Raw genomic sequence first — 23,011 nt, forward strand, 5'->3', positions numbered from 1 at the left:
AACACAGTAGGTAATTATAATTGCCGTAATTATCAGCTTTTTTGACGTAATAGTCTTGGCTTATTTACTTAATAAACACAATTAAATACGTAAACAGGTCGATAAGTTAACCAACAACTTGATTTCTACCAGACTGCTTAGCTTTATAGAGGTTTTCGTCAGCTATTTTAAGCATTGCGTCTAAATGCTGCTCTTTATGGCTATTAAAGCCAATACTGACTGTCATTGATATTTTTGCTTCATCACATGTTATAACTTGCGCAGCAATTTTTTCACGAAAGTCATTTAACATCTTTATGACGATATCATCAGTTAGGCCATCAAATAAAATAACAAACTCTTCACCGCCAATACGAGCAATAAGATCTTTTTCAAAATGCTCTGTTAGCTGTTCTGAAAAATGGATTAATAAATCATCACCCGCCTCATGGCCATAGTTATCATTTATTTGTTTAAAATGATCAATATCTAACATGGCAACACTAATATCAGATTCATTATCTATCGCTTGTTGAAAAATCTGTTTTCCTTGCGAGAAAAAGTAGCGGCGATTATAAAGGCTTGTTAGAAAGTCCCTATTAGCAGCATTACGAAGTGCTTCCATATATTCGAGCATACTGATGTTTTGATTAACACGACAAAGTAGCTCTTCATATCTAATAGGCTTGGCAAGAAAATCGTTAGCGCCATATTTAATAAATTGAGCACCTAAATCAGTATCGCCACTAGCCGATAAACCAATAATAGCTAACTGCTCTTTTGAATAGTCTTTTCGCAAATTTAGCGTTAAAGTAAAGCCATCCATATTAGGCATATGATAATCAGTGATGATTAGATTAATACCTGAGTTATTCTTATAAACTTCCAGTGCTTGCACACCATCTTCTGCGACTAGTACTTCAAAGTTTTGCATGGTTAACATATTCGCTATCATCGTACAGCTTATGGCAGAATCATCTACAACTAAAACTTTATGATGGCAATTGTTGTAGAGGCGACCAACAAGCTCTACTACGTACTCATACGCATTAATACTGTCTTTAATAATGTAATCTATAACGCCTTTTGGCAAAATGGAGGTTTTATCCCTTTCACCAAAAGTGCCCGTTAAAGTAATCATTTTAACGTTAGCTCTATTAAGCAAACTAACAATTTCACCATTAGGCGCATCAGGTAAGTGTAAATCACATATAGCAAGATAATATTCGTGACGGTGTTTACTTAGAAGTGCTTTAGCTTGTGCGTAATTACTTGCAGTATGAATCTCTATTTTATACTTTTCCTGTATAAGCCCTTTTAACATTAACAGCATTGATTCTTGATCTTCTATCAATAAAATGGGCTTATCTATGGGAATTAAATGCTTAGAGTTATCTTTTTTTCTTACATTATCTCTAACTAGCACCATGAACTGACCTTCAATATACAAAATAAAGCGATATTAATTTAAGTATAAGTTAACATTAAAATAATGCATAACAAACAAAACGTTATTATATATTCATATAAAAAATAAATAAGTAAAAGATAACAAATAAAAATTTAACTTTACTTTGTTTCAAAGACTTAGCAAACGTTAATATGGAAATATCCTTTAAAACATTAACTATCACCGTGAGCGTGATCGTAAGTTCGTATTAAGTCAATGACTGAAAATAGCTTATTTTATGAGGAAAAGTTACCTTAGTTTTTATCAAATAAAATGAAAAACGACATTTTAGCAATGTTCTTTTATAGTCGATTAAACATACACCAAACACCAAACACCAAACATTGCTATTAAACAAAAAAACGCTGAACATTTAACATATTCAGCGTTTTTAATCAGATAATATAAATATTATTTACTTAAATAAATCAATTACATTAGCTAAGTCTGTTTTACCTTCAGAAATCTCTTCCTGTGTTAAACCAGACAATTCATGAGGGAAAACTAACCACTCATCTGATTCATGAATATAGTAATCAGGCTTAATATCTACTTTACTGTTTTGAGGTTTATACCAAGGACAAGCAATGCGAACATCTGATGGCATATTCTTACGAGTTAATTTTTCTAATTGTTTAATTAAGGCATCAATACTTCTGCCCGAATCAAAAACATCATCAACAATTAATAGACCATCATCTGCATTAGCATTCTCAATAATGTAATGCAAACCATGCACTTTTATTTCTTTACTTTGCTGATTAATACCGTAATAAGATGATGTACGAACAGCGATATGATCAGTAACAACTTTTTTAAAATCAAAATACTCTTGTACAGCAATACCAATAGGTGCTCCACCTCGCCATATCCCTACAATAAACTGAGGTCTAAAACCATCTTCATAAACTTTAGCTGCAACTCTAAATGAGTCTTCTAACAATTCTTGGGCAGTGATAAATTTTTTCGACATACTGGTTGTTTCTTACGGTGATATTAGTGTAATGTGGCAAATTATAGCAAAACTTGACCGACTGGTTAAGTTAAATGTAGCATATAATGACAGAATTTTAACAAGCATGTTCATCATGGTGCATAACCAATGGAAACTAACTAAACGTTTTCAGGCATGCTGCTACGTTATTAATCAATAGAACCTAGAGAAGTATTAATGAAAAAGTCAGTTATCACAACCTTAGCTATAAGTTTTGGTTTATTCATAAACACATCTGCCATTGCCGAAGAACTAAAAATTGCTTCATGGAATATTGCTTGGCTAGGTTCGCACGAATATAACGAAAGAAAAGAAAACGATTATAAAAAATTAGCTGCTTATGCAAAAACGCTTAACGCTGATGTCATAGCACTACAAGAAGTAGAAAGCGCCTATTGGGCCAAAAAAGTACTTGGTGATGAATACACTTATTACTTTTCAACAAAAGACTGGGTTCAACGTGTAGGTGTTGCCGTTAAAAAAGATATAGGTCTATCGGTTAAAGCCACAGAATATAAAGCATTAGATGTAGGCAGAGTTCGTCATGGTTTAGATGTGACATTAACAAGAAATGGTAAAACCACCTCTTTACTAGCGGTTCATTTGAAATCAGGTTGTTTTGCAAAGCCGCTAGATAAGGCAACGGTTGAAGGCATGCCAAATAAAACAGAAAAAGAAGAAAGAAAAAAAGTTGCCTGCCAAACATTAAGTAAACAAAAAACGCCCCTATCGCAATGGATAGATGATAAACAAAACCAAGGCCAAGCATTTATTATAATAGGTGACTTCAATCGACGTTTTTCACAAGATATTGCAAAAGAATACTCCGAAAAACAAGGATTATGGCAAGCGATTAATGATGATGACTCTCAACAGTTATGGACGCCTACAGCCAGTAAAAACTCAGATTGTTGGGGCGGTTATTATAAAGACTATATCGATCATATTGTATTTAGCCCTAAAGCTAAAAAACACTATATTGACAACTCATTTGAGCAACTAGTCTTTTCCGAAAAATATACTCGTAAGTTATCACAGACTTTAAGTGATCACTGCCCTATTTCGGTCAAACTTAATTTCTAATCTCACTAAAGTTATCAGTATTATTTTGCTAGCTATTCGTTGAACAGATATAATTAACTAGAATTACTCGTGATAACTAAAAAATGATGAATTTAGCTATCACGGCTTTTTCACCTATTGGATATATCTTATGATAAACCACCAACTCCCGTTAATTGATCTGCATAGACACCTAGACGGTAACATCCGCCCAGAAACTATCTGGCAACTAGCTCAACAAAACGAAATTTCTTTGCCAGAAACTAATTTCTCTGATTTTTTACCCTACACTCAAGTTCAAGGCAGTGAGGCGAATTTAGTAGAGTTTCTAAAAAAATTAGACTGGGGAGTCAATGTGCTCTCCTCTTTGGATGACGTTGTAAGAGTCGCCTATGAAAATGTTGAAGACGCCCATTTAGCCAATATTCAGTATTGTGAATTACGCTTCTCACCATTTTATATGGCCATGGCACATAACTTACCATTAGACGGCGTAATCGAAGCGGTAATTGAAGGTGTACGTATAGGCCAACAAAAATTTAAGACCAAAGTTAACCTTATTGGTATTTTAAGTCGTACATTCGGAGTAGAAAAAACCCTGACAGAATTAGAAGCCTTACTACGCCATAAAACTCACTTGGTGGCTATCGATTTAGCAGGTGATGAATATAACTTCCCTGGACATCTTTTTGAGTCTCATTTTACTAAAGTGCGTGATGCTGGATTACAAGTAACCATACATGCAGGTGAAGCAGCGGGGCCTGAAAGTGTTTGGCATGCCATTGAAAAGTTAGGTGCCTCACGTATTGGTCATGGTGTTGCCTGCATGCACGATGAAAAGCTTATGGATTTTATGAAAGTACATCACATTGGCATTGAGTCTTGTTTAACTTCAAACTTTCAAACCGGCACCGTTAAAGATATCTCAAACCACCCCGTCAAAACATTTTTAGACAAGGGGTTATATGTTTGCTTAAACACGGACGATCCTGCTGTAGAAAATATTGAATTACCTTTTGAATATCATTTAGCAAGCGAAATTGTTGGCTTATCATCAGAGCAAATCACTCAATTACAGTTAAATGCATTACAAATGAGCTTTATTAGTGACAGTGAAAAACAAAAGCTGTTAAACGACCATAAAGCTAACTTATTAGTTTAAATACAAAACTTCAACTCAAAGCAACAAAAAGGAGAAAATATGGTTGAAATTTTAGCAGCCTTCGGTACAGGTATTTTAGTCGGTGTAATTTTTTCATTACTCAAATTACCTTTACCTGCACCACCTGTTTTATCGGGTATTGTCGGTATCTTTGGTATTTACCTTGGTGGCACAGCTTATCACTGGATCCTTGAACGATTCTTTAGTTAGCATTATCATTAGCACTCTTCAATTATGACGTTGCAAAACCGAAAATGAAGAAAACTTAAAATACAATCTTTCAGTAAAAAACCCTTGATAGCAGTTTGATCAGTTCAGATCTGGCTTGAAACTTACTGAGTTAAACTTAAAAAGGATAACTCTTATGTCAACTCCTCATATTTCAGCACAACCTGGTGATTTCGCCGAAACAGTATTAATGCCAGGTGATCCTCTTAGAGCCAAATTCATTGCAGAAAACTTTCTTGATGACGCAAAATGTGTGACAAGCGTGCGCAACATGTTTGGTTATACCGGTACTTATAAAGGAAAACGTATTTCAGTAATGGGATCAGGCATGGGTGTGCCTAGCGTATCTATATACGCTACTGAACTATACAAAGATTACGGTGTAGAAAATATCATTAGAATTGGCTCTTGTGGCGCAGTTCGTGACGATATAAACATCCGTGACATAGTTATTGGTATGGCGGCAAGTACTGATTCAAATGTTAACCGCCAACGATTTAATGGTGTTGATTTTGCTGCCTGTGCAGATTTCTCTTTATTAAAAAGCGTGGTAGATACTGCCGAAAAAACGGGGAAAGAAGTCCGTGTAGGTAATATTTTTACTGCTGATTTATTTTACACACCACAACCTGAAATGTTCGCCACTATGGAGAAATACGGCATATTAGCAGTAGAAATGGAAGCTGCAGGTTTATATGGTGTTGCTGCTGAATACGGCAAAAAAGCATTAACGGTATTAACGGTGAGCGATCATATTAAAACAGGTGAGCAAACTACGGCCGATGAACGTGAAACCACATTCAAAGATATGATGGAACTAACTTTAGAAAGTATTCTGTAATATCCGCCATATTAATAATAACAAAAAAAGGGCTAACATCTGTTAGCCCTTTTTAGTGTTATCTCGTGCAGATTAGAAGAAGGAGACTTTAAACTCTGCGCCATAAAAGCGCTCTTCATTAACCATGCCTGAATTGTTATTGAAATCAACGCCACCAATGATTACTTGCTCATCAGTTAAGTTACGGACAAAAGCAGATACTTCATACTCATTGTCGCCTATAATCCAGTTATAGCCAGTACGTGCACCAAGTTCAACTAAAGACTCACCTTCAAATTCCTTTGCTCGATATAAAAAGAAATCCACTTCACTACGATAAGTCAAATCAGAATGGATAAAGAACTCTCCATCACCAATTTCCTTCGCGTAACTTAAAGTTAAATTAGATATCCACTCAGGTGAGTTAGGCAAGCTGTTGCCATCAATATAAGCCATAGTGATTGGGCCAAATCCACCAGGTACTTGGAAAGTAGGATCTGTTACCGTACACGTACCTGAACCACAAGCAGCCACAGCCAAGCCTGGCTGATCTATTTCTGTTTTGTTATAGCTGATATTGAACGTAGCAATAATGTTTTCAGAAACTATAAACTCAGAATCTAGTTCAATACCGTAACCTGTTGTGGTATCAGCATTTAATAAAGTATTTGAATTTGCATTTCCACCAACAGCAGTTAGTTGTTGGTTATCCATATTAAAGTAATAAACTGAAGCATTTAAACGACCTGAACCATCTAAAATGTCTGATTTAATACCCGTTTCATATGAAGTAATTGTCTCAGAATCAGCAACACTGACATTTTGATCATACAACACTCGCCCCTGAACACTAGGCGCTCTAAAGCTATTAGCGATTCTCGCATACCAATTCATATCCGGTGTTATTTTGTAATTACTACTAATATCCCAACTCACATGACTATCGCTTGGGTTCACTGACTGAGTAAAATTACCGCCATCAGGCCCAGGAATAAATGGGTGGTCGATAAGCTCAGCTGTAAACTCTTTCTCATCGTCCGAATAACGAAGACCTACTGTGACAGAGAAATCATCAGTTACGTCATAATCTACTGAACCAAAAATGGCCCATGCAGTAGTATCTTGAAACTGAGTAGATTCACCATTTTGCGCACCATGAGCAGGGTCTGACGGTGTAGAATTCGCATCACGGGTATAAAAATCATACGTATTAATAGTCAGCTCTTCACTGAAGTAAAAAAGTCCAACTTGATAGTTCAAATTGCCAGTGAAATTAGATGCTAAACGTAATTCTTGAGTGAATTGCTCGTGATCAGGAATTTCATCCGCCGTTTGTGCGCCCCACCAAACAGCATTAGGATCACCAGCAGGTGGAAAGCCATTGTAACCACCATCAACATCGGCACGTGAATATATTTCTGCACTCTCCCAAGCGGTAATCGATGTTAATGTATGTTGGCTAAAGTCCCACTCTAATTTTAAGCTACTTCCTTGTGTTTCGACTTGTTGAGTAGCAAATTGGCCTGCATCTTGGTACACCACATCAGACTTAAAACCACTGCGAATTTTATTAGTTCCTGGTGTAGCAATATTAGGATGGAAGATAATTGGAGAACCATCTAAATCCCTGAAATGATAATTAAATAAAGCCGTAAAATCATTGCCTTCATATAAAAATTGGATACGAGCAGCGTTCTCTTCATACCCCCCTAATTGGTCAGCCTGTTCAAAACCAACCGCTCTATTATCGATATAGTCATCTTTTGACTGATGTAACCCTGAAACGCGTACCGATAAGTTATCAGTTAATCCACCACCAAAGGCTGCTGAACTATCTATTGCGCCACGACTACCATATGAAATTGCCACGTATCCATCAAAAATTTGAGAAGGTTTCACTGAATCAAACTTAACAAGACCAGCGGGTGTGTTTCTTCCAAACAGTGTACCCTGGGGACCTCGAAGTACTTCTACACGTTCAACATCAAATACAGGAAACCCCTTCAGAATAGGGTTTTCTTGTACAACATCATCAACAACATACGATACTGGTTGAGAGGCATTTAAATCAAAGTCAGTATTACCTAAACCACGAATATAAAAACGTGGAAAGCTTCGTCCAAAAGAAGACTCCACAGCAAGACTTGGAATTCGTGCACTCATAAAACGAATATCCATACCCGCAGAACTGTACACATCAAGGTTTTCTCCTTGCAAAGCCGAAACGGATACAGGAACTTCCTGCACATTTTCAACACGCTTACGAGCAGTAACTTCGATAACCTCCAGTTTAGTTTTATCCGCTTCTTCAGCGACAGAAACCGCTGAAAAACTAGCCGAGCCTAAAATGGCAGTACTGACACACAAAGAAAGAGAAGTTCTCTTAAAAGAATTCATTTTTATTCCCCAAACATCATTAAAATTAAAGGTTTACCGTTCTTACGACGATTAACAAACCTTTTGAGTATAAGTTAAGATTTGAAATTTAGCTGTTTTAAGAAACTTTTTCCGTAATTCATCGGCTCAACATCAAACAATTCAGCAATGGTTTGCCCTAAATCTGCAAATGTTGCTCGCTCACCTAAGTCGATAGAACTTATGTTTTGATGATAGGCGATGACTGGTACATATTCACGGGTGTGATCGGTACCAGGCCATGTCGGGTCACAACCATGATCTGCAGTTAACAACAATAAATCATCTTCATTCATTGCCTGCATTAACTCAGGTATTCTGGCATCGAATGCTTCAAGTTCTTGAGCATAACCAACCGCATTTCGCCTATGACCAAAGTCTTGGTCAAAGTTAACTAAATTAGTAAAGATTAAACTATTATCTTGTGCGCTTTCGATATGTGAAATAGTCGCATCTAACAAGGCATCTAACCCTGTTGCTTTTGTTTTTTCATTAATGCCTTGATGAGCAAATATATCAGCAATTTTGCCCACACTGATCACATGTGTACCTTTAGCAGAAATTTTATCTAGCACGGTAGGTTCAGGCGGTAAAACAGAATAATCTCTGCGATTACCTGTTCTGGTAAAGTTTTCAGCGCTGTCACCAATAAACGGGCGTGCAATAACACGTCCTATATTTAGCTCATCAAGCAAGCTTCTAACCTGCTCGCAGTATTGATAAAGCTTATCTAAACCAAAATGTTCTTCGTGAGCTGCAATTTGGAAGACACTATCTGCTGAGGTATAACAAATAGGCAACCCTGTTCTAATATGCTCTTCGCCAAGACGCGATAAAATTTCTGTCCCCGAAGCATGACAGTTTCCTAGCATGCCTGAAAAACCCGACTTTTGGTTAATGGTTGCGATGAGATCACTAGGAAAAGCATTTTCCTTATCTGTAAAATATCCCCAATCAAAAAGCACTGGCACCCCAGCCATTTCCCAATGACCACTAGGTGTATCTTTACCTGTACTAATTTCCTGAGCATAACCATAAGCCCCTTGTTTTATTGGGTGTGGCTCATATGGAAAACTTTGTTTACCTGCATTTTCACAAGCTTTAACCACACCTAAAGCGGATAAGTTTGGTAAAGAAAGCTTTTTGCCTGTTTCCTCAAAATATGCTGTCGCAAGATTTGCCAAGGTATTTGCCCCTACATCACCAAAGCTTTCTGCGTCGGGTGAAAAGCCAATACCAAAACTGTCTATTACAATAACAATTGCTCGCGCCATGCTAATTCCTATATTTTTTGATCTAATGAATCAAATTATCGATAAAAAATATGACCAACTGGTCAAGATGTGTTAATTTAACACCTTTTAAAATATGGGTAAATAATCTATTTATTTTCTTACAAAGACTTAACTTGAGCTTTTATAGATTAAAAATCATTATTCCCTTTATTATTCATTAATTTACTCATAAACTTTTATTTTTAACTATGAGACTTATAACCTTAAGCATAGCTAAAAATATTATGTACGAATGTAGCGCTACCACATAGGTATTTTGGAACTGATGAAACCAACAATAATTGCAATAGCTGGCCCTTCAGCCTCAGGGAAGACTCTTTTTGCCCAAACCATTCATGACGAACTTGTTGATGAACTTGGTGAAAATGGTATTTCTATTTTATATGAAGATGCCTATTACCGAGATCAATCTCACTTGACCATGGCTGAGCGAGAACAAACTAATTACGATCACCCTGACGCCTTTGAACACCAACTATTAAATAAGCATTTAAGCAGCTTAGTTAATAATGAAACGATTAATAGTCCTGTTTATTGCTATAAAACACATACTCGCACTAATGAGACACGCGAATTTACGCCAACTAAAATTATTTTAGTTGAAGGGATTTTATTACTGTCTAATATCGAGCTTAGAGACAGATTTGATATCAAAGTCTATATGGATACTCCTTTAGATATTTGCTTAATTCGACGTATCAAACGTGATCTTATTGAGAGAAGTCGTAGTGTCGAATCAGTAACCAATCAATACCTTGAAACCGTTAGACCAATGTACTATCAATTTATTGAACCTTCAAAAGCTTGGGCTGATATTGTCATTACACGCGGAGGAAAAAACCGCATGGCAATTGAAGTACTTAAAGCAAAAATTCGTCAACTATCAAAATTACCGCCACAACACTAATAATAAGAGGTATTTATGGAGTTATCAGCACTACGAGGTGTATTGGGGATTGTTATTCTACTGGCTATAGCCTGGTGGTTATCAAGCAGCAGAAAGTCTATTAATTTTCGCACTGTTGCCCTAGCCTTTTCATTGCAAGTTTTATTGGGTGCCTTTGTACTTTATGTTCCCTTTGGTAAAGACGTTCTCGCCTCTATGACCAATGGCGTACAAAGTGTTATTGACAGTGCCAAAGTTGGCATTAACTTTTTGTTTGGTGGTTTAGGCACCGATGCTATGTTCAGTAATGGCGTTGGCTTTGTCTTTGCCGTGCGCGTATTACCAAATATTATATTCTTCTCTTCATTGATTGCTGTACTTTACTACCTCGGCATTATGCAATGGGTCATCAAAATCATTGGCGGAGGCTTACAAAAACTATTAAAAACCAGTCGCCCAGAATCACTCTCTGCTACGGCCAATATTTTTGTCGGTCAAACAGAAGCGCCACTCATCGTAAGACCTTACATCGCTAAAATGACGCAGTCTGAATTATTTGCCATTATGGTTGGTGGTTTAGCTTCGGTAGCCGGTTCCATTTTAGCGGGCTATGCTGGCCTGGGTATTGAATTAAAATACCTTATTGCCGCTTCATTTATGGCAGCTCCTGGTGGCTTGCTTATGGCTAAAATTATCTACCCTGAAACTCAAGCAAATGAAATCGTCAATGAAACCGTTGATTACAACAGTGACGATGATAAACCAACGAATGTGATTGATGCTGCCGCCTCTGGCGCAGCATCAGGCTTAAAACTCGCTGTTAATGTAGGGGCAATGTTACTAGCTTTTATCGCACTTATTGCCTTGTTAAACACAATAGTGGGTGGTATTTCCGGTTTATTAGGTTTTGAAGATATCACCATTGAATTATTACTCGGTTACTTTTTTGCGCCTCTTGCTTTCATTGTTGGAGTTCCCAGTCATGAAATGCTACAAGCAGGTAGCTTTATAGGCCAAAAAATTGTAGTTAACGAATTTTTTGCTTACGTAAACTTTGTAGAAATAAAAGACAGTTTGTCTGCACCAACACAGGCAATTATCACCTTTGCTTTATGTGGCTTTGCCAATTTATCTTCTATCGCTATTTTGTTAGGTGGCATAGGCTCTATGGCGCCAAGCAGACGTCATGATATTGCAAGATTAGGCATGAAAGCCATGATTGCAGCAACATTAGCGAATTTAATGAGCGCGGCAATTGCCGGCGTATTTATTTCATTATAGGAATTTTTATGACTGATATTAAAACAACAGCCCAGCGTGCTTTATCTTTAATGGATTTAACCAGCTTGACTGACAAAGAAACTAACCAAGAAATTATCACACTTTGTCAGCAAGCGAAGTCTCCTGCTGGTGAAACTGCAGCTATTTGTATTTTTCCGCGCTTTATACCGCTTGCTAAAAAGGCCTTAAAAGCACAACAAACACCTCATGTTAAAGTCGCCACTGTAACCAATTTCCCTCACGGTGGTGATGATATTGATGTCGCTTTAGCTGAAACCAAAGCAGCTGTAGCTTACGGTGCTGATGAGGTTGATTTGGTTTTTCCTTATAAAGCATTAATGAACGGCAATGAAAATATTGGCTTTGATATGGTTAAAGTGTGCAAACATGCTTGTAATAGCTCAGCTAAACTAAAAGTCATTATAGAGTCGGGTGAATTAAAATCTGATGAGCTAATTAAAAAAGCCAGTGAAATCGCCATTAATGCAGGTGCTGACTTTATAAAAACCTCAACGGGTAAAGTGGCTGTCAATGCGACACCGCAAGCCGCAAAAATTATGCTCGAAGTCATTAAAAACAAAAATACAGATGTGGGCTTTAAGCCAGCGGGCGGTGTTAGAAATGCAGAAGATGCGCAAGTTTATTTAGCACTTGCTGATAGTATTTTAGGAAAAGACTGGGCTGATGCTAATCATTTTCGTTTTGGCGCAAGTAGCTTATTAAACAGCCTGTTAGACACTCTCGGTTATGAAGGTCAACAAGCTCAAGCTAATCAGTATTAGGTCAAATTAGACCAAGTTTATTTTTACCATAATAATCGCATCAAGCTGTTTACCATAAAGCAATTTCCAACTCCTTGATGCTATTTTCTCTAGCATAAAAAGAACAAACACATGGCTCAATTGTATTTTTATTACTCTTCTATGAATGCCGGTAAATCAACGCATTTACTGCAATCATCGTACAACTATCAAGAGCGCGGATTAACCACGGCAATTTATACAGCAAAAATTGATGATAGATTTGCCCAAGGCAAAGTTGCTTCTCGCTTAGGTATCGATGCCGATGCTTTTTTATTTGATGATGGAAGTAACTTATTTAACCAAATTACGGAAAAACATCAAAGCAAAAAGCTTGATTGCGTGTTAATTGATGAAGCCCAGTTTTTATCAAAAGAACAAGTGCAACAACTTACTGATATTGTCGATATCTTGCATATACCTGTACTTGCATACGGCATTCGCACTGACTTTTTAGGACAAACATTTTCTGGCAGTGCAGCACTTCTTGCATGGGCAGATAAACTCATTGAGCTTAAAACTATTTGTCATTGTGGCAGAAAAGCCAACTTTGTTATTCGCCGAGATGCAAACGGTAAGCCAGTAAAAGGTGGTGAGCAAGTTGAAGTAGGCGGTAATGAAAGATACGAGCCACTGTGTCGTGCGCATTTCAAACGACTCGTCTGGCAATAGCATTGAATTGTTCTATGCTTTAAGCAAAATTAATTAGGAATTCTTTATGTCCGTTTTTGAAAGTACACATCCGCTGGTAAAACATAAAGTCAGTTTACTGCGTCATCATGATATTTCAGTTAAAAGTTTTAGAGAGCTAACACAGGAACTATCGGTATTATTAACCGTGGAAGCAACACAACATTTTTCTTTAGTAACTAAGCCATTAACTTGTTGGTCCGGTGAAATATCTGCCCCAACACTTGCTGATAAACAGCCTACGCTAGTACCTATTTTACGTGCTGGTTTAGGTATGCTCGAGGGTGCTTTAACTATCTTGCCTTGTGCCAAAGTCAGTGTGGTAGGCTTACAACGAAATGAAGAGAGCTTAGAGCCTGAAAGCTACTATCAGAACATTGTTAACGATATAGCTGAAAGAACAGCGATTATCATCGATCCTATGCTTGCAACAGGCGGTACGGCGTTAGCGACAATAGATTTATTAAAAGCGTCAGGTTGTCAGCATATCATAGCTGTCTTTTTAGTTGCTGCCCCTGAAGGGATAGATGCTTTGCAGTCGGCTCATTCTGATGTTGATCTGATCATTGCTACAGTTGATGAAAAGCTTAATGAACAAGGTTATATATTGCCTGGTCTTGGCGATGCGGGAGATAAAATTTTCGGCACCTTGTAGTCTCATTAATTAGCAACATAAATAACTATATAAAAAGCTCTAACATTGAATTCAATGTTAGAGCTTTTTTTTAAATAAACGAATAATAAATAAAGTTAATTATAAATAACTGGCGATAACTCTGGTGTTTCGTCGCTGTATTTAATTGCTTGAGCAAACTGCTGACTCGCTAATTCAGCCGCTTCAGCGCTACTGGCATGTACTCGTGCAATCACTTCACCGCGATTAACCTTCACACCAAGTGGTAAAATGCGATCAAAGCCAACAGAGTGATCAACTCGTTGCTGCGGTGCAGTTCTCCCACCGCCTAAACCAACAACAGCCATACCAACGGCTCGAGTATCCATTTGAGCTAAATAGCCATGCTCCGTTGCTTTAATTTCACTTATGACATTCGCTTTAGTCATGGCTCCCCAAGGGTTTTCAATAAAGTCGCTTGGCCCACCTAAGGCAACTATCATTCGTTCAAACACTTCAGCCGCTTTACCTGATTTAAGTACTCGATCTATTTTATCAAGAGCATCTTTATCATTAGTCGCTAAACCAGTATTAACTAACATGGCTTTGGCGAGCGTTTGTACAACTTGATGTAGTCTAGGCTCTCGTTGCTTACCTGTTAAATACTTAACGGTTTCGTACATCTCAATAGCATTACCTGCACTAGTACCTAGCACTTGATTCATATCGGTAATTATTGCCTGTGTTTTAACGCCAGCACCATTAGCAACACTGGTAATACTATCAGCTAACGCTTTTGCATCCTCTAATGACGACATCATTGCGCCATTACCTACTTTTACATCCATCACTAAACAATCAAGACCCGCAGCAAGTTTCTTCGATAAAATTGAAGCCGTAATAAGGGGAATAGATTCAACGGTCGCTGTTACATCTCTGATCCCATATAAACGTTTATCGGCAGGCGCTAAATTATCCGTTTGTGAAATAATTGCCATACCAACATTTTTAACAATGCTTTTAAACTCTTTAATGCTAGGTTGTACGTTGAAACCAGCTATACTTTCTAACTTGTCTGCTGTGCCACCAGTATGACCTAGACCTCTGCCGGAGATCATCGGCACATAACCACCACAAGCGCACACAATGGCCGCCAGCATGAAGCTAACTTTATCGCCTACTCCACCAGTAGAATGCTTATCAACTATTGGGCCATCAAAACCTTGCCAATTTAACACATCACCTGAATTCATCATGCCTAAGGTTAAATTCACTTTTTCATCAACACTCATACCTTGTTGAAAAATGGCCATAGCCATTGCTCCTACTTGGCTGTCAGAAAAACCACCGTCAACTAAACCTTGTACAAACGCTTGTATGGCTTGTTCATTAAGGAAGTTACCATCTCGCTTAATTTTGATAATCTCTTGCGGTAAAAAGCTATTAGCCACTGTTTGACTAGTTAGAGTTTGAACATCAGTCATTATAAGGCTCCTATGAATCAAGTAAGAATTTAGGGGTGAAGGCATCGGGTAAAAGTTCAGCTACTTGCCAAACTTGCTGTTCATCTTTGTGATTAAATGCCACAACGGGTGCATTTTGCTCAAAAAACTCAGCAATAACTTGACGACAAGCGCCACAAGGAGGAGTCAATTTATCTTGCTCGGTATAAATAACTATGAGTTGAAATGCTTGTTTACCTTGTATTACTGCTTGGCTGATGCAATTTCGCTCCGCACAAACCGTTAATCCATAAGAAGCATTTTCAACATTACAGCCACTGACAATGGTGTTATCACTCGTTAATGCTGCAGAGCCAACCTTAAATTGACTGTACGGTGCATAAGCATTGTTGTATGCCGCCTTTGCCGCAGCTTTTAATTCATCTGAAATAACAACTTCAGTTAACGTTATATGTGTATCTTTCATAAAACTCAGTAATCTAATAGTATTTTCAATCTATTATCGAGCATATCATTATTGACCATATGGTCAAGTATTTAATCAGGAATTATAGAAACAAAAAAGGCTGCACAATGCAGCCTTTTATTATTTATGCGACTTATTAACTAAGAAGCAATTATCGAGTCACCCTAGAAGTTATAGCTAACACCTACACGGATTTCCCATAATGATGGTTTGTTTTGAATATCTTGCTCTTGGTTACCGTCATTGAATTCTTCAAATACGTATTGACCTTGGTCATTTGCAGAAATTTCAACCATACGATTACCAACGAATGAACCTTTACTCATTACACCCCAATCGTCATTTAACATGTTACCAATGTTCTTAACGATAATGAATGCACTGCCTCGGTGGTCTGCAGAGAAACCAGGAAGTTCTTGAGTAAGTTTCAAGTCAAATGTAGTCCACCAGTCAGCATTATGAGCGTTACGACCTTGGATTTGACCACGCGCTAAACCTTCACTTTCAACAAAGGCATCAAATGCTTCTTTGTCAAAACCGTCTGCATAGACAACGTTTGGATCATTTACAGCTGGTACATAAAGTAATTGACGTGAACCATTCCAGTTACTATCGCCAAAACCTCTGTCTGAATTATCAAACGTATAAGAATATGGACGACCAGCACTTGATTGACCAAATAAACTAATACGAGTATTTAAGCTATCAATTAATTCAACGTTATAGTTCAACGTCATGGTGAATCGATGAGGAATTTCATAATCTGACGTTGCAATAGTAGGGTTAATTGCATCAGTTGTAGCTAAGTTACTATAGTTAGAACCTGCTATTGCACTTGTCATTGGGTTAGCATCTTCTGAGTTGGTGTAAGAGTAACCAAAGGTTGCATCTAAGCCAAAGTCGAAGGTCTTATTAACACCAAATGATAAGATAGTTGATTTACCATCACGACCACTGTTGGTTAAAATAAACTCACTTGAACGACCCGCTACTTCTTCGTATAACGGACGACCGTCTGGCGCGACTTCACCAGAGTATGTAATACCAGCATCTCTAACCGTTGCAGAATCAACTTTTTGGTTATATAACAAATCAGCGGTAAAGTTATAGCCGTTATCAGTGGTGTAAGTACCACCAATTGAGTATTTCCATTCTGATGGCATTTCGAAGTTAGGATCAACTGCATTTACAGAGCCGTCACCACCTTCTTGTGGAATACCTTGAATTTGGTCATACATTGCTTGAGGAACACCATAAATTGGTGTACCAGGGCTTGTCCAATCGTTAGCAAATAAATCTACTTTGCCATCTTGCTCAACTAAATCAACTTTGTATTCACGGGTTGCAATTTGAACTAAACCGTCATTTGAGTACGAGTTAGATAACCATACATTTGGGTTACCGCCAGAGTATAAACCAAAGCCAGCTCTTACAGATAAGTTATCATCTACATTCCAGCTAAAGCCAACACGTGGTTGAAATAAATCTATACCGTCAAACGTGTGGTTATTGGCATATCCATATCTTTCTTCAAACTGGGCGTTGTAACGTGGCTTATCAGAGCTTTTGTACATATCGTAACGGAAACCAAACATTAAGGTTGCGTCGATATCAGTGAACGTATACTCATCTTGTAAATAGAAAGTATGAACGTCGTAGGTAAACTCTTGGCTCGCATCTTCAGGAATATTAGTACCAGCAGAGTTGTTGTAGTAAATACGATCAGCTAAACCAGCTTCATAGTCTTCAATAGATCTGAATCTAAACTCACCATCAGTATGCTGCATGAACAAGTTAAATGCAGTTAATGTTTCATACTCATAACCTGCGGTAATCGTATGATCATCAAGATAGTAGTTACCTGAAATCTTAAAGGTTTGGTTATCCCAGTATAAATCGTTAGTTTGACGAGAATCATCAGGACCTAAGAAGATTGTTGAACCACCGTGCCTAATTTGAACTTCACCAAAACCACTTTCTGAATCAAGTGATTGCTGACGGTTATCTAAGTCCATTTGACCGTAACTAATTGATGTTGAAAAGTTATCAGTCCAATCAGAGTGTAATGAAGCAACAAATGATTTTAACTCAGCACCTTTTTCATAGAAGTGGCTATCTAGAGTTAGTGCCCAGTTATCTGATTGAGATAACTTAAAGCCGTCATTGTAGTTATAAACAAAACTTGCACGGTGCTCATCGTTGATGTTCCAGTCAAGTTTTAATAAAAGCTTTTCATCTTCTACAGGCATGTTACCTGGCATGCCACCGGCATCGTAACCGTATACGTCTTTAGTAATTTGTACTACACGATCAACATCTGCTTGTGAAATTTGATTACCTAATGGTTGGTATTCAAATAATTCTACACCTTCAAGCTTTTCATATGAAACAAAGGCAAACACTTTGTCTTCTAAAATTGGGAAACCAACATTGAAGCCGTAACGTTTTTCACTGAAAGAGCCTGTAGGAATATCTTTACCTTTGGCTTTATCACCTTTTAATGAATCATTAGTATAATCAAAGAATACACCACCGTGTACTTCATTAGTACCTGACTTAGTAACCGCGTTAATGTTACATGAAGTGAAGCTACCGTATTTCACATCAAAAGGAGCTAGCTCTACCGATACTTGCTCAATTGAGTCATATGAGAATGGTACACGTACTGTAGGGTAACCATTATCATTTAAACCAAAGTTATCATTCATCTTAGCGCCATCAAGCGTTAAGCTGTTAAATCGAGGGTTACCACCACCACATTGAATCGCATCTTCACGGCTTTCATCAACATAAATACGCGGGTCAACACGAACGATATCTTTTAAATCACGGTTGATAGCAGGTAAGCTCGCTAAATCTTCAGCATTGAAGTGGGCAGCTGGGCTTGTTCCTGTTGCAAACTTACTAATGGCTCTACCTGTAACTTCAATAACTTCTGTTTCTAGTTTTGCTTCTAAAGCTACTGCTACAGGGAATGTTTGTCCCAAGGTTAAGAAAACATCATTTAGCTCAGTATCCTTAAATTGGTCCGAATCAACAATGATTTTGTAAGGACCACCCACTCTTAAACCTTTTGCTGTAAATAGACCTGAGTCATTTACTGTTGCTGTTTTAGTAGTTCCTGAAGGCACATGAATTATTGTTATTTGTGTGCCGGCAGCAGGGTTACCATTAGGACCACTAATATTACCTTTAATGGCTGACGTTGTTGTATTTGCTAAAGCTGACGTTGAAAGTCCAAGCGCAAGTACTAACGCGCCAGTAATGCGTGAGAGACGATGAGTTTTCATCTGTTATTCCTTGGTTATGTTTTAATCAGTAATGTAATTTATTATTTATCAAGCAAATCATTAAAAAAAACTTAACCATTTGCTCGGTTTTTTAATTTCGCTGCAAATTAGACCAGATTTTTATGTCAGTTTCATTACATTTTTTTACCGTTTTATTACATTGGGTAAACATTAGAGGTCAAACCAGGCAGAACAAATTGTATACAAAACAACTAAAACCCATAAAATACAACCAGTTAAATTTTTACACCTCCTGAAAAATGAGAAAACTTGCCCAATATTCAGCTTCATATACATAATTGTTATTAACATCATCAAAACTAGTGATGTTTCATTATATAAAAAAGGTTCTTAACTAAACTTCAAGAACAAAAACACAATAAAAAACCAATTTTCAATTACTTAAAACAAAAACAACAATAGTTACTGTCACACATTCAACCAGTTAATCCGCGCGAAATTAAAAAATGATTTAGCATTTATTTTAAAAAATAAGATAAAACAGTATTTACCACTATTCCAATGTACATTTCAGAGCAAATACGCTACATTTCAACTCGATTTGATCGGGCAATAAAGAAATACGCGACATAATTTTCTTAACCAATTGGTAAGTCGATACCTCATCCAGGTAAAAGTGAATACAAATCACCTTAAAAACAGTTTAAAAAGTTAACACTAATAATAGTTATAAATTGAGTTTTCAGTATGACAAATAATAATAAAGTTAAAAAAACAGGGAATATTAGGGCCAAAAGTCAGTTAAAGATCCTTACTGCCGCAACTACTGAGTTTGTATTACAAGGTTATAAAGGGGCTACTGTGCAATCGATAGCTGATAGAGCGGGCCTGCCTAAAGCAAATATTCTTTATTACTTTAAAAATAAAGAAAATATTTATCACGCTGTGTTAGAGCATACCCTTGAGATGTGGGACGAAGGAATTGGTGATATTGATCCTTCTGAAGGCCCTAAAGCAGCGATTGAAAAGTTTATTGATGCAAAAGTAAGGATGTCATTTAATCACCCTGAAGCCTCGAAAATCTATGCTATGGAAATTATTCAAGGTGCTCAACACTTAAAAGAGTTTGCCCGAACTTATCAAAGACAGTGGGTTAGAGAAAAAGCTAAGCTATTTCAACAGTGGATTGATAACGGTGAAATGGCCGCTGTAGATCCCGTACACCTCATTTTCTTGATTTGGTCTTCAACTCAACATTACGCTGACTTTGAAACACAGATTTTGACTATTATGAATAGAGCAGAATATGAGCAAGATGATGTAGAACAAGTCATAGCTTTTCTCTCACAAATGATTTTACGTGGTTGTGGTTTAGCTTAATTATATGAGTAAAATAGTCTTTATCTTTGCTTTAGGGTTAGCTTTATTACCTATGAAAAATGCGCATTCAAAAAACATTAAAGTTGCTACTTTCAATGTCAGTATGGAGGCATTAAATTATATTGAGCATAAACGTGGCAGCAATAGTATTGTACCTAGCAACACTTTAACTAAGGCCTTACAGCAGAATAACGCGCAAATTAAAAACATTGCTGAGATAATACAACGAGTAAACCCAGATATTATTTTATTAAATGAGTTTGATTTTTCAGATAATAATCTACAAAGTAAGCATAGTGCGCTAAAAGATTTTTTAGATAATTATTTAGCAAAAAGTCAACAGGGACAAGCCCCGCAAAAATACCCATACTTCTATCAAGGCCCAGTAAATACGGGTGTAAACTCTGGCTTTGATTTAGATGGCAATGGTATAAAAGGGCAGTTACCCGGTGATGGTTTTGGCTTTGGTTATTTTCCAGGGCATTTCGCTATGGCGATATTATCTAAATACCCTATTGATATTAAAAACATTAGAACCTTTCAGCATTTCAAATGGGCTGATATGCCTAATGCACTTCAACCAATTGATGAAAAAACGAATCAATCATGGTTCAAGGATAATGCTTGGTCATCATTAAGGCTCTCATCTAAATCTCATTGGGACGTTCCTATTACCGTTAATAATAAAACGCTTCACATATTGGCGAGTCACCCTACTCCACCTGTTTTTGACGGTCCAGAAGATCGTAATGGCAAAAGAAATCATGATGAAATACGCTTTTGGCATGATTACATTTCAGATAATAATAACGGTTATATTTACGATGATAATGGTCAGAAAGGCGGTTTAACTCAATCAAGCCCTTTTATCATCCTTGGTGATTTGAATGCCTCAAATGTTGATGGCGACGCAATAAACACTGGCATAGATGCTCTTTTGAATCATGATAAAATTAATGATGTCATGCCAAGTAGTGATGGCGGTAAAAAGCATTCTAAAAATAATACTAATGCTCAACACCATACAGCATATTGGCGTATGCGAGCCGATTATGTATTGCCTTCAAAACAGGGCTTTAAATATGTAAACTCTGGGGTTTTCTGGCCTTTAGAGAACGAACCCACTTTTCGATTAATTAAAGATAGGACAGCATCTTCAGATCACAGACTAGTTTGGGTGGAACTTGAACTCACAAATTAATCACTTTATCGAAAATCTAATAATCATTAACTTAACGAAAATATAGATAAATTCACAATGAATAAACTGTTTACCTGTATCACAATAACCTTGGCTTTAACCGCATGTAATGCAACAGTGAAAACCAATACCACTAGCATTACAAATATTCCAGAAACCTCAGTAGAAACTCCCAAAAACATTATCATGGTTGTCGCTGATGGCATGGGACCAGCTTATACAACAGCTTATAGATATTTTAAAGATGATAAAACAACCGCACATATCGAAGAAACTGTCTTTGATAGACATTTACTTGGTCTAAGTAGTACCTATCCTGCCAGAGAATCAGGTTATATTACTGATTCAGCAGCTGGCGCAACTGCATTATCTGCAGGTATAAAAACATACAACGGTGCTATTGCTGTTGATGTAAACAAAAAGCCTGTTAATACCGTTTTACAGTGGGCAAAAAAACAAGGTAAAAAAACGGGCGTAGTCGTCACATCGCAAGTTAACCATGCCACACCCGCAGCTTACATTACCCACAATGAAAGTCGTGAAAATTATAATGCCATCGCTGATAGCTATTTAGATAACGGCATTAATACCGACCTAATCTTAGGAGGTGGCTGGAAATACTTTATTCGAGAAGATAGAAACCTCGTTAGTGAATATATTCAGGCAGATTTTCAGTATATTGATAATTACCAAGCAATTTCGCAATTAGCACCTCAAAAACCTGTATTAGGTTTATTTGCCGAAGTTGGCTTACCCGCTGCGTTAGATGACAGCAATCCGCACCGTTTATCTATGATGACCAAAGCAGCTACATCACATTTGGCTAATGATAATGGCTTTTTTCTATTAGTTGAGGCGAGTCAAGTAGATTGGGCTGGCCATGGTAACGACATCGCATCTGCCATGGCAGAAATGGATGATCTTGCTAAAACCATGGAGTACCTTGAACTGTACGTTAAAAACAACCCTGATACGCTAGTTGTATTAACAGCCGATCATAGTACCGGCGGATTAACTGTTGCGGCTAATGGTAAATATATTTGGCAACCTGCCCTACTACATCAAATAAAAAAATCACCAAAAACTTTAGCTAAACAGTTAGCGAAAAGTGACTTAACTCAAAATGAAATTTCCACTATTTTAAATTTTGAAGTGTCTAAACTGGAAGCACAACAATTGCAACAAGCGAAATATAAAGGTTTTGAGCAACGCGAAAAATACAGAAATTTATCTAAAACGGCACAAGCAAAAATGAAAGAGCCTAGTGTAGAAAAATTCATGCACAAAGCGGTTAAGCGTTTAATTGATAGCAGAACAAATACTGGATGGACAAGTGGTGGTCATACAGGTATTGATGTGCCGATTTATGCGCTTGGTAAGCAGCATGATATTTTTTCAGGTCAACTTGATAATACTGATATTGCAGAAAAACTATTCTCACTATTAGGTAAGAAACAATAAGCTGCGAAAAGAATACTCACAAATAATGTGTTGTCCTGATATAGGTTGACACTTTTTTTCTAAAACGCCTGATGAATTTCATCAGGCGTTTTGTATTTTAAGGCCATATGAGGC

General features: G+C 37.2%; 19 protein-coding genes. 12 read left to right on the top strand and 7 right to left on the bottom strand.

Translation table 11 applies throughout. From position 1 onward, the window contains the following. Window positions 1-106 precede the first annotated feature (106 nt). The gene (locus tag EPA86_RS06955; protein ID WP_140602707.1) at window positions 107-1,408 is read right to left on the bottom strand and encodes a response regulator; all 1,302 of its coding nucleotides are present in this window, start codon (window positions 1,406-1,408) and stop codon (window positions 107-109) included. A 436-nt stretch (window positions 1,409-1,844) separates the two neighbouring features. After that, window positions 1,845-2,402 (bottom strand): phosphoribosyltransferase, encoded by a 558-nt coding sequence (locus EPA86_RS06960; RefSeq protein ID WP_140602708.1) that lies wholly within the window; start codon window positions 2,400-2,402, stop codon window positions 1,845-1,847. Between the two features lie 198 nt (window positions 2,403-2,600). Between EPA86_RS06960 and EPA86_RS06965 the strand changes: the two genes are divergently transcribed. The 4 genes from EPA86_RS06965 (at window position 2,601) to deoD (ending at window position 5,716) form a co-directional block, all read left to right on the top strand. Beyond that, window positions 2,601-3,506: an endonuclease/exonuclease/phosphatase family protein gene (locus EPA86_RS06965; protein ID WP_140602709.1), complete on the top strand. Its 906-nt coding sequence runs from the start codon at window positions 2,601-2,603 to the stop codon at window positions 3,504-3,506. Between the two features lie 130 nt (window positions 3,507-3,636). Further along, window positions 3,637-4,647, top strand: coding sequence for an adenosine deaminase (add, locus tag EPA86_RS06970; protein ID WP_140602710.1), 1,011 nt, complete (start codon window positions 3,637-3,639; stop codon window positions 4,645-4,647). Between the two features lie 39 nt (window positions 4,648-4,686). Then, window positions 4,687-4,857: a DUF1427 family protein gene (locus EPA86_RS06975; RefSeq protein ID WP_140602711.1), complete on the top strand. Its 171-nt coding sequence runs from the start codon at window positions 4,687-4,689 to the stop codon at window positions 4,855-4,857. A gap of 154 nt (window positions 4,858-5,011) precedes the next feature. After that, entirely contained in the window at window positions 5,012-5,716 is a 705-nt protein-coding gene (gene deoD, locus EPA86_RS06980; protein WP_140602712.1) for a purine-nucleoside phosphorylase, read from the top strand. A 72-nt stretch (window positions 5,717-5,788) separates the two neighbouring features. On the opposite strand, the gene EPA86_RS06985 is transcribed toward deoD, so the two are convergent. Both EPA86_RS06985 and EPA86_RS06990 read right to left on the bottom strand, forming a co-directional pair. Further along, entirely contained in the window at window positions 5,789-8,092 is a 2,304-nt protein-coding gene (locus EPA86_RS06985) for a TonB-dependent receptor (protein ID WP_140602713.1), read from the bottom strand. 74 nt (window positions 8,093-8,166) lie between these two features. After that, on the bottom strand, window positions 8,167-9,384 hold the full coding sequence (locus EPA86_RS06990; protein ID WP_140602714.1) for a phosphopentomutase: 1,218 nt from the start codon (window positions 9,382-9,384) through the stop codon (window positions 8,167-8,169). A gap of 286 nt (window positions 9,385-9,670) precedes the next feature. Here EPA86_RS06990 and udk point away from each other — a divergent pair, with 286 nt between their 5' ends. The 5 genes from udk to upp all read left to right on the top strand — a co-directional run bounded on the left by udk (window position 9,671) and on the right by upp (window position 13,717). Continuing rightward, on the top strand, window positions 9,671-10,312 hold the full coding sequence (udk, locus tag EPA86_RS06995; protein WP_170309589.1) for a uridine kinase: 642 nt from the start codon (window positions 9,671-9,673) through the stop codon (window positions 10,310-10,312). A 15-nt stretch (window positions 10,313-10,327) separates the two neighbouring features. Continuing rightward, window positions 10,328-11,572, top strand: a complete 1,245-nt coding sequence (locus tag EPA86_RS07000) for a NupC/NupG family nucleoside CNT transporter (protein ID WP_140602715.1) — start codon at window positions 10,328-10,330, stop codon at window positions 11,570-11,572. 8 nt (window positions 11,573-11,580) lie between these two features. After that, window positions 11,581-12,354, top strand: a complete 774-nt coding sequence (gene deoC / locus EPA86_RS07005; RefSeq protein ID WP_140602716.1) for a deoxyribose-phosphate aldolase — start codon at window positions 11,581-11,583, stop codon at window positions 12,352-12,354. A gap of 111 nt (window positions 12,355-12,465) precedes the next feature. Then, window positions 12,466-13,044 (top strand): thymidine kinase, encoded by a 579-nt coding sequence (locus EPA86_RS07010; protein WP_140602717.1) that lies wholly within the window; start codon window positions 12,466-12,468, stop codon window positions 13,042-13,044. A gap of 46 nt (window positions 13,045-13,090) precedes the next feature. Then, window positions 13,091-13,717 carry a uracil phosphoribosyltransferase gene (upp, locus tag EPA86_RS07015; RefSeq protein ID WP_140602718.1) on the top strand — a complete coding sequence of 209 codons (627 nt, stop codon included), beginning with the start codon at window positions 13,091-13,093 and terminating at the stop codon, window positions 13,715-13,717. Window positions 13,718-13,812: 95 nt separating this feature from the next. On the opposite strand, the gene deoA is transcribed toward upp, so the two are convergent. The 3 genes from deoA to EPA86_RS07030 form a co-directional block, all read right to left on the bottom strand. After that, window positions 13,813-15,159: a thymidine phosphorylase gene (gene deoA, locus EPA86_RS07020; RefSeq protein ID WP_140602719.1), complete on the bottom strand. Its 1,347-nt coding sequence runs from the start codon at window positions 15,157-15,159 to the stop codon at window positions 13,813-13,815. 10 nt (window positions 15,160-15,169) lie between these two features. Beyond that, window positions 15,170-15,604, bottom strand: a complete 435-nt coding sequence (cdd, locus tag EPA86_RS07025; RefSeq protein ID WP_140602720.1) for a cytidine deaminase — start codon at window positions 15,602-15,604, stop codon at window positions 15,170-15,172. Between the two features lie 164 nt (window positions 15,605-15,768). Further along, window positions 15,769-18,894, bottom strand: a complete 3,126-nt coding sequence (locus EPA86_RS07030) for a TonB-dependent receptor (RefSeq protein ID WP_140602721.1) — start codon at window positions 18,892-18,894, stop codon at window positions 15,769-15,771. A 708-nt stretch (window positions 18,895-19,602) separates the two neighbouring features. Between EPA86_RS07030 and EPA86_RS07035 the strand changes: the two genes are divergently transcribed. The 3 genes from EPA86_RS07035 to EPA86_RS07045 are packed head-to-tail and all read left to right on the top strand — an operon-like array spanning window position 19,603 to window position 22,897. Further along, entirely contained in the window at window positions 19,603-20,235 is a 633-nt protein-coding gene (locus EPA86_RS07035) for a TetR/AcrR family transcriptional regulator (RefSeq protein ID WP_140602722.1), read from the top strand. A 4-nt stretch (window positions 20,236-20,239) separates the two neighbouring features. Continuing rightward, entirely contained in the window at window positions 20,240-21,436 is a 1,197-nt protein-coding gene (locus tag EPA86_RS07040; protein WP_140602723.1) for an endonuclease/exonuclease/phosphatase family protein, read from the top strand. 57 nt (window positions 21,437-21,493) lie between these two features. Beyond that, complete coding sequence (locus EPA86_RS07045) at window positions 21,494-22,897, top strand: alkaline phosphatase (protein WP_140602724.1); 1,404 nt, start codon at window positions 21,494-21,496, stop codon at window positions 22,895-22,897. Window positions 22,898-23,011: the final 114 nt, after the last annotated feature.

The organism is Litorilituus lipolyticus, assembly GCF_006439335.1.
Classification (GTDB): Bacteria; Pseudomonadota; Gammaproteobacteria; order Enterobacterales; family Alteromonadaceae; genus Colwellia; species Colwellia lipolytica.

What these genes read in the sequence shown, in the direction of transcription:
- EPA86_RS06955 (WP_140602707.1), bottom strand. Translation starts at nt 1,408, where the DNA reads ATGGTGCTAGTTAGAGATAATGTAAGAAAAAAAGATAACTCTAAGCAT.
- EPA86_RS06960 (WP_140602708.1), bottom strand. Translation starts at nt 2,402, where the DNA reads ATGTCGAAAAAATTTATCACTGCCCAAGAATTGTTAGAAGACTCATTT.
- EPA86_RS06965 (WP_140602709.1), top strand. Translation starts at nt 2,601, where the DNA reads ATGAAAAAGTCAGTTATCACAACCTTAGCTATAAGTTTTGGTTTATTC.
- add (WP_140602710.1), top strand. Translation starts at nt 3,637, where the DNA reads ATGATAAACCACCAACTCCCGTTAATTGATCTGCATAGACACCTAGAC.
- EPA86_RS06975 (WP_140602711.1), top strand. Translation starts at nt 4,687, where the DNA reads ATGGTTGAAATTTTAGCAGCCTTCGGTACAGGTATTTTAGTCGGTGTA.
- deoD (WP_140602712.1), top strand. Translation starts at nt 5,012, where the DNA reads ATGTCAACTCCTCATATTTCAGCACAACCTGGTGATTTCGCCGAAACA.
- EPA86_RS06985 (WP_140602713.1), bottom strand. Translation starts at nt 8,092, where the DNA reads ATGAATTCTTTTAAGAGAACTTCTCTTTCTTTGTGTGTCAGTACTGCC.
- EPA86_RS06990 (WP_140602714.1), bottom strand. Translation starts at nt 9,384, where the DNA reads ATGGCGCGAGCAATTGTTATTGTAATAGACAGTTTTGGTATTGGCTTT.
- udk (WP_170309589.1), top strand. Translation starts at nt 9,671, where the DNA reads ATGAAACCAACAATAATTGCAATAGCTGGCCCTTCAGCCTCAGGGAAG.
- EPA86_RS07000 (WP_140602715.1), top strand. Translation starts at nt 10,328, where the DNA reads ATGGAGTTATCAGCACTACGAGGTGTATTGGGGATTGTTATTCTACTG.
- deoC (WP_140602716.1), top strand. Translation starts at nt 11,581, where the DNA reads ATGACTGATATTAAAACAACAGCCCAGCGTGCTTTATCTTTAATGGAT.
- EPA86_RS07010 (WP_140602717.1), top strand. Translation starts at nt 12,466, where the DNA reads ATGGCTCAATTGTATTTTTATTACTCTTCTATGAATGCCGGTAAATCA.
- upp (WP_140602718.1), top strand. Translation starts at nt 13,091, where the DNA reads ATGTCCGTTTTTGAAAGTACACATCCGCTGGTAAAACATAAAGTCAGT.
- deoA (WP_140602719.1), bottom strand. Translation starts at nt 15,159, where the DNA reads ATGACTGATGTTCAAACTCTAACTAGTCAAACAGTGGCTAATAGCTTT.
- cdd (WP_140602720.1), bottom strand. Translation starts at nt 15,604, where the DNA reads ATGAAAGATACACATATAACGTTAACTGAAGTTGTTATTTCAGATGAA.
- EPA86_RS07030 (WP_140602721.1), bottom strand. Translation starts at nt 18,894, where the DNA reads ATGAAAACTCATCGTCTCTCACGCATTACTGGCGCGTTAGTACTTGCG.
- EPA86_RS07035 (WP_140602722.1), top strand. Translation starts at nt 19,603, where the DNA reads ATGACAAATAATAATAAAGTTAAAAAAACAGGGAATATTAGGGCCAAA.
- EPA86_RS07040 (WP_140602723.1), top strand. Translation starts at nt 20,240, where the DNA reads ATGAGTAAAATAGTCTTTATCTTTGCTTTAGGGTTAGCTTTATTACCT.
- EPA86_RS07045 (WP_140602724.1), top strand. Translation starts at nt 21,494, where the DNA reads ATGAATAAACTGTTTACCTGTATCACAATAACCTTGGCTTTAACCGCA.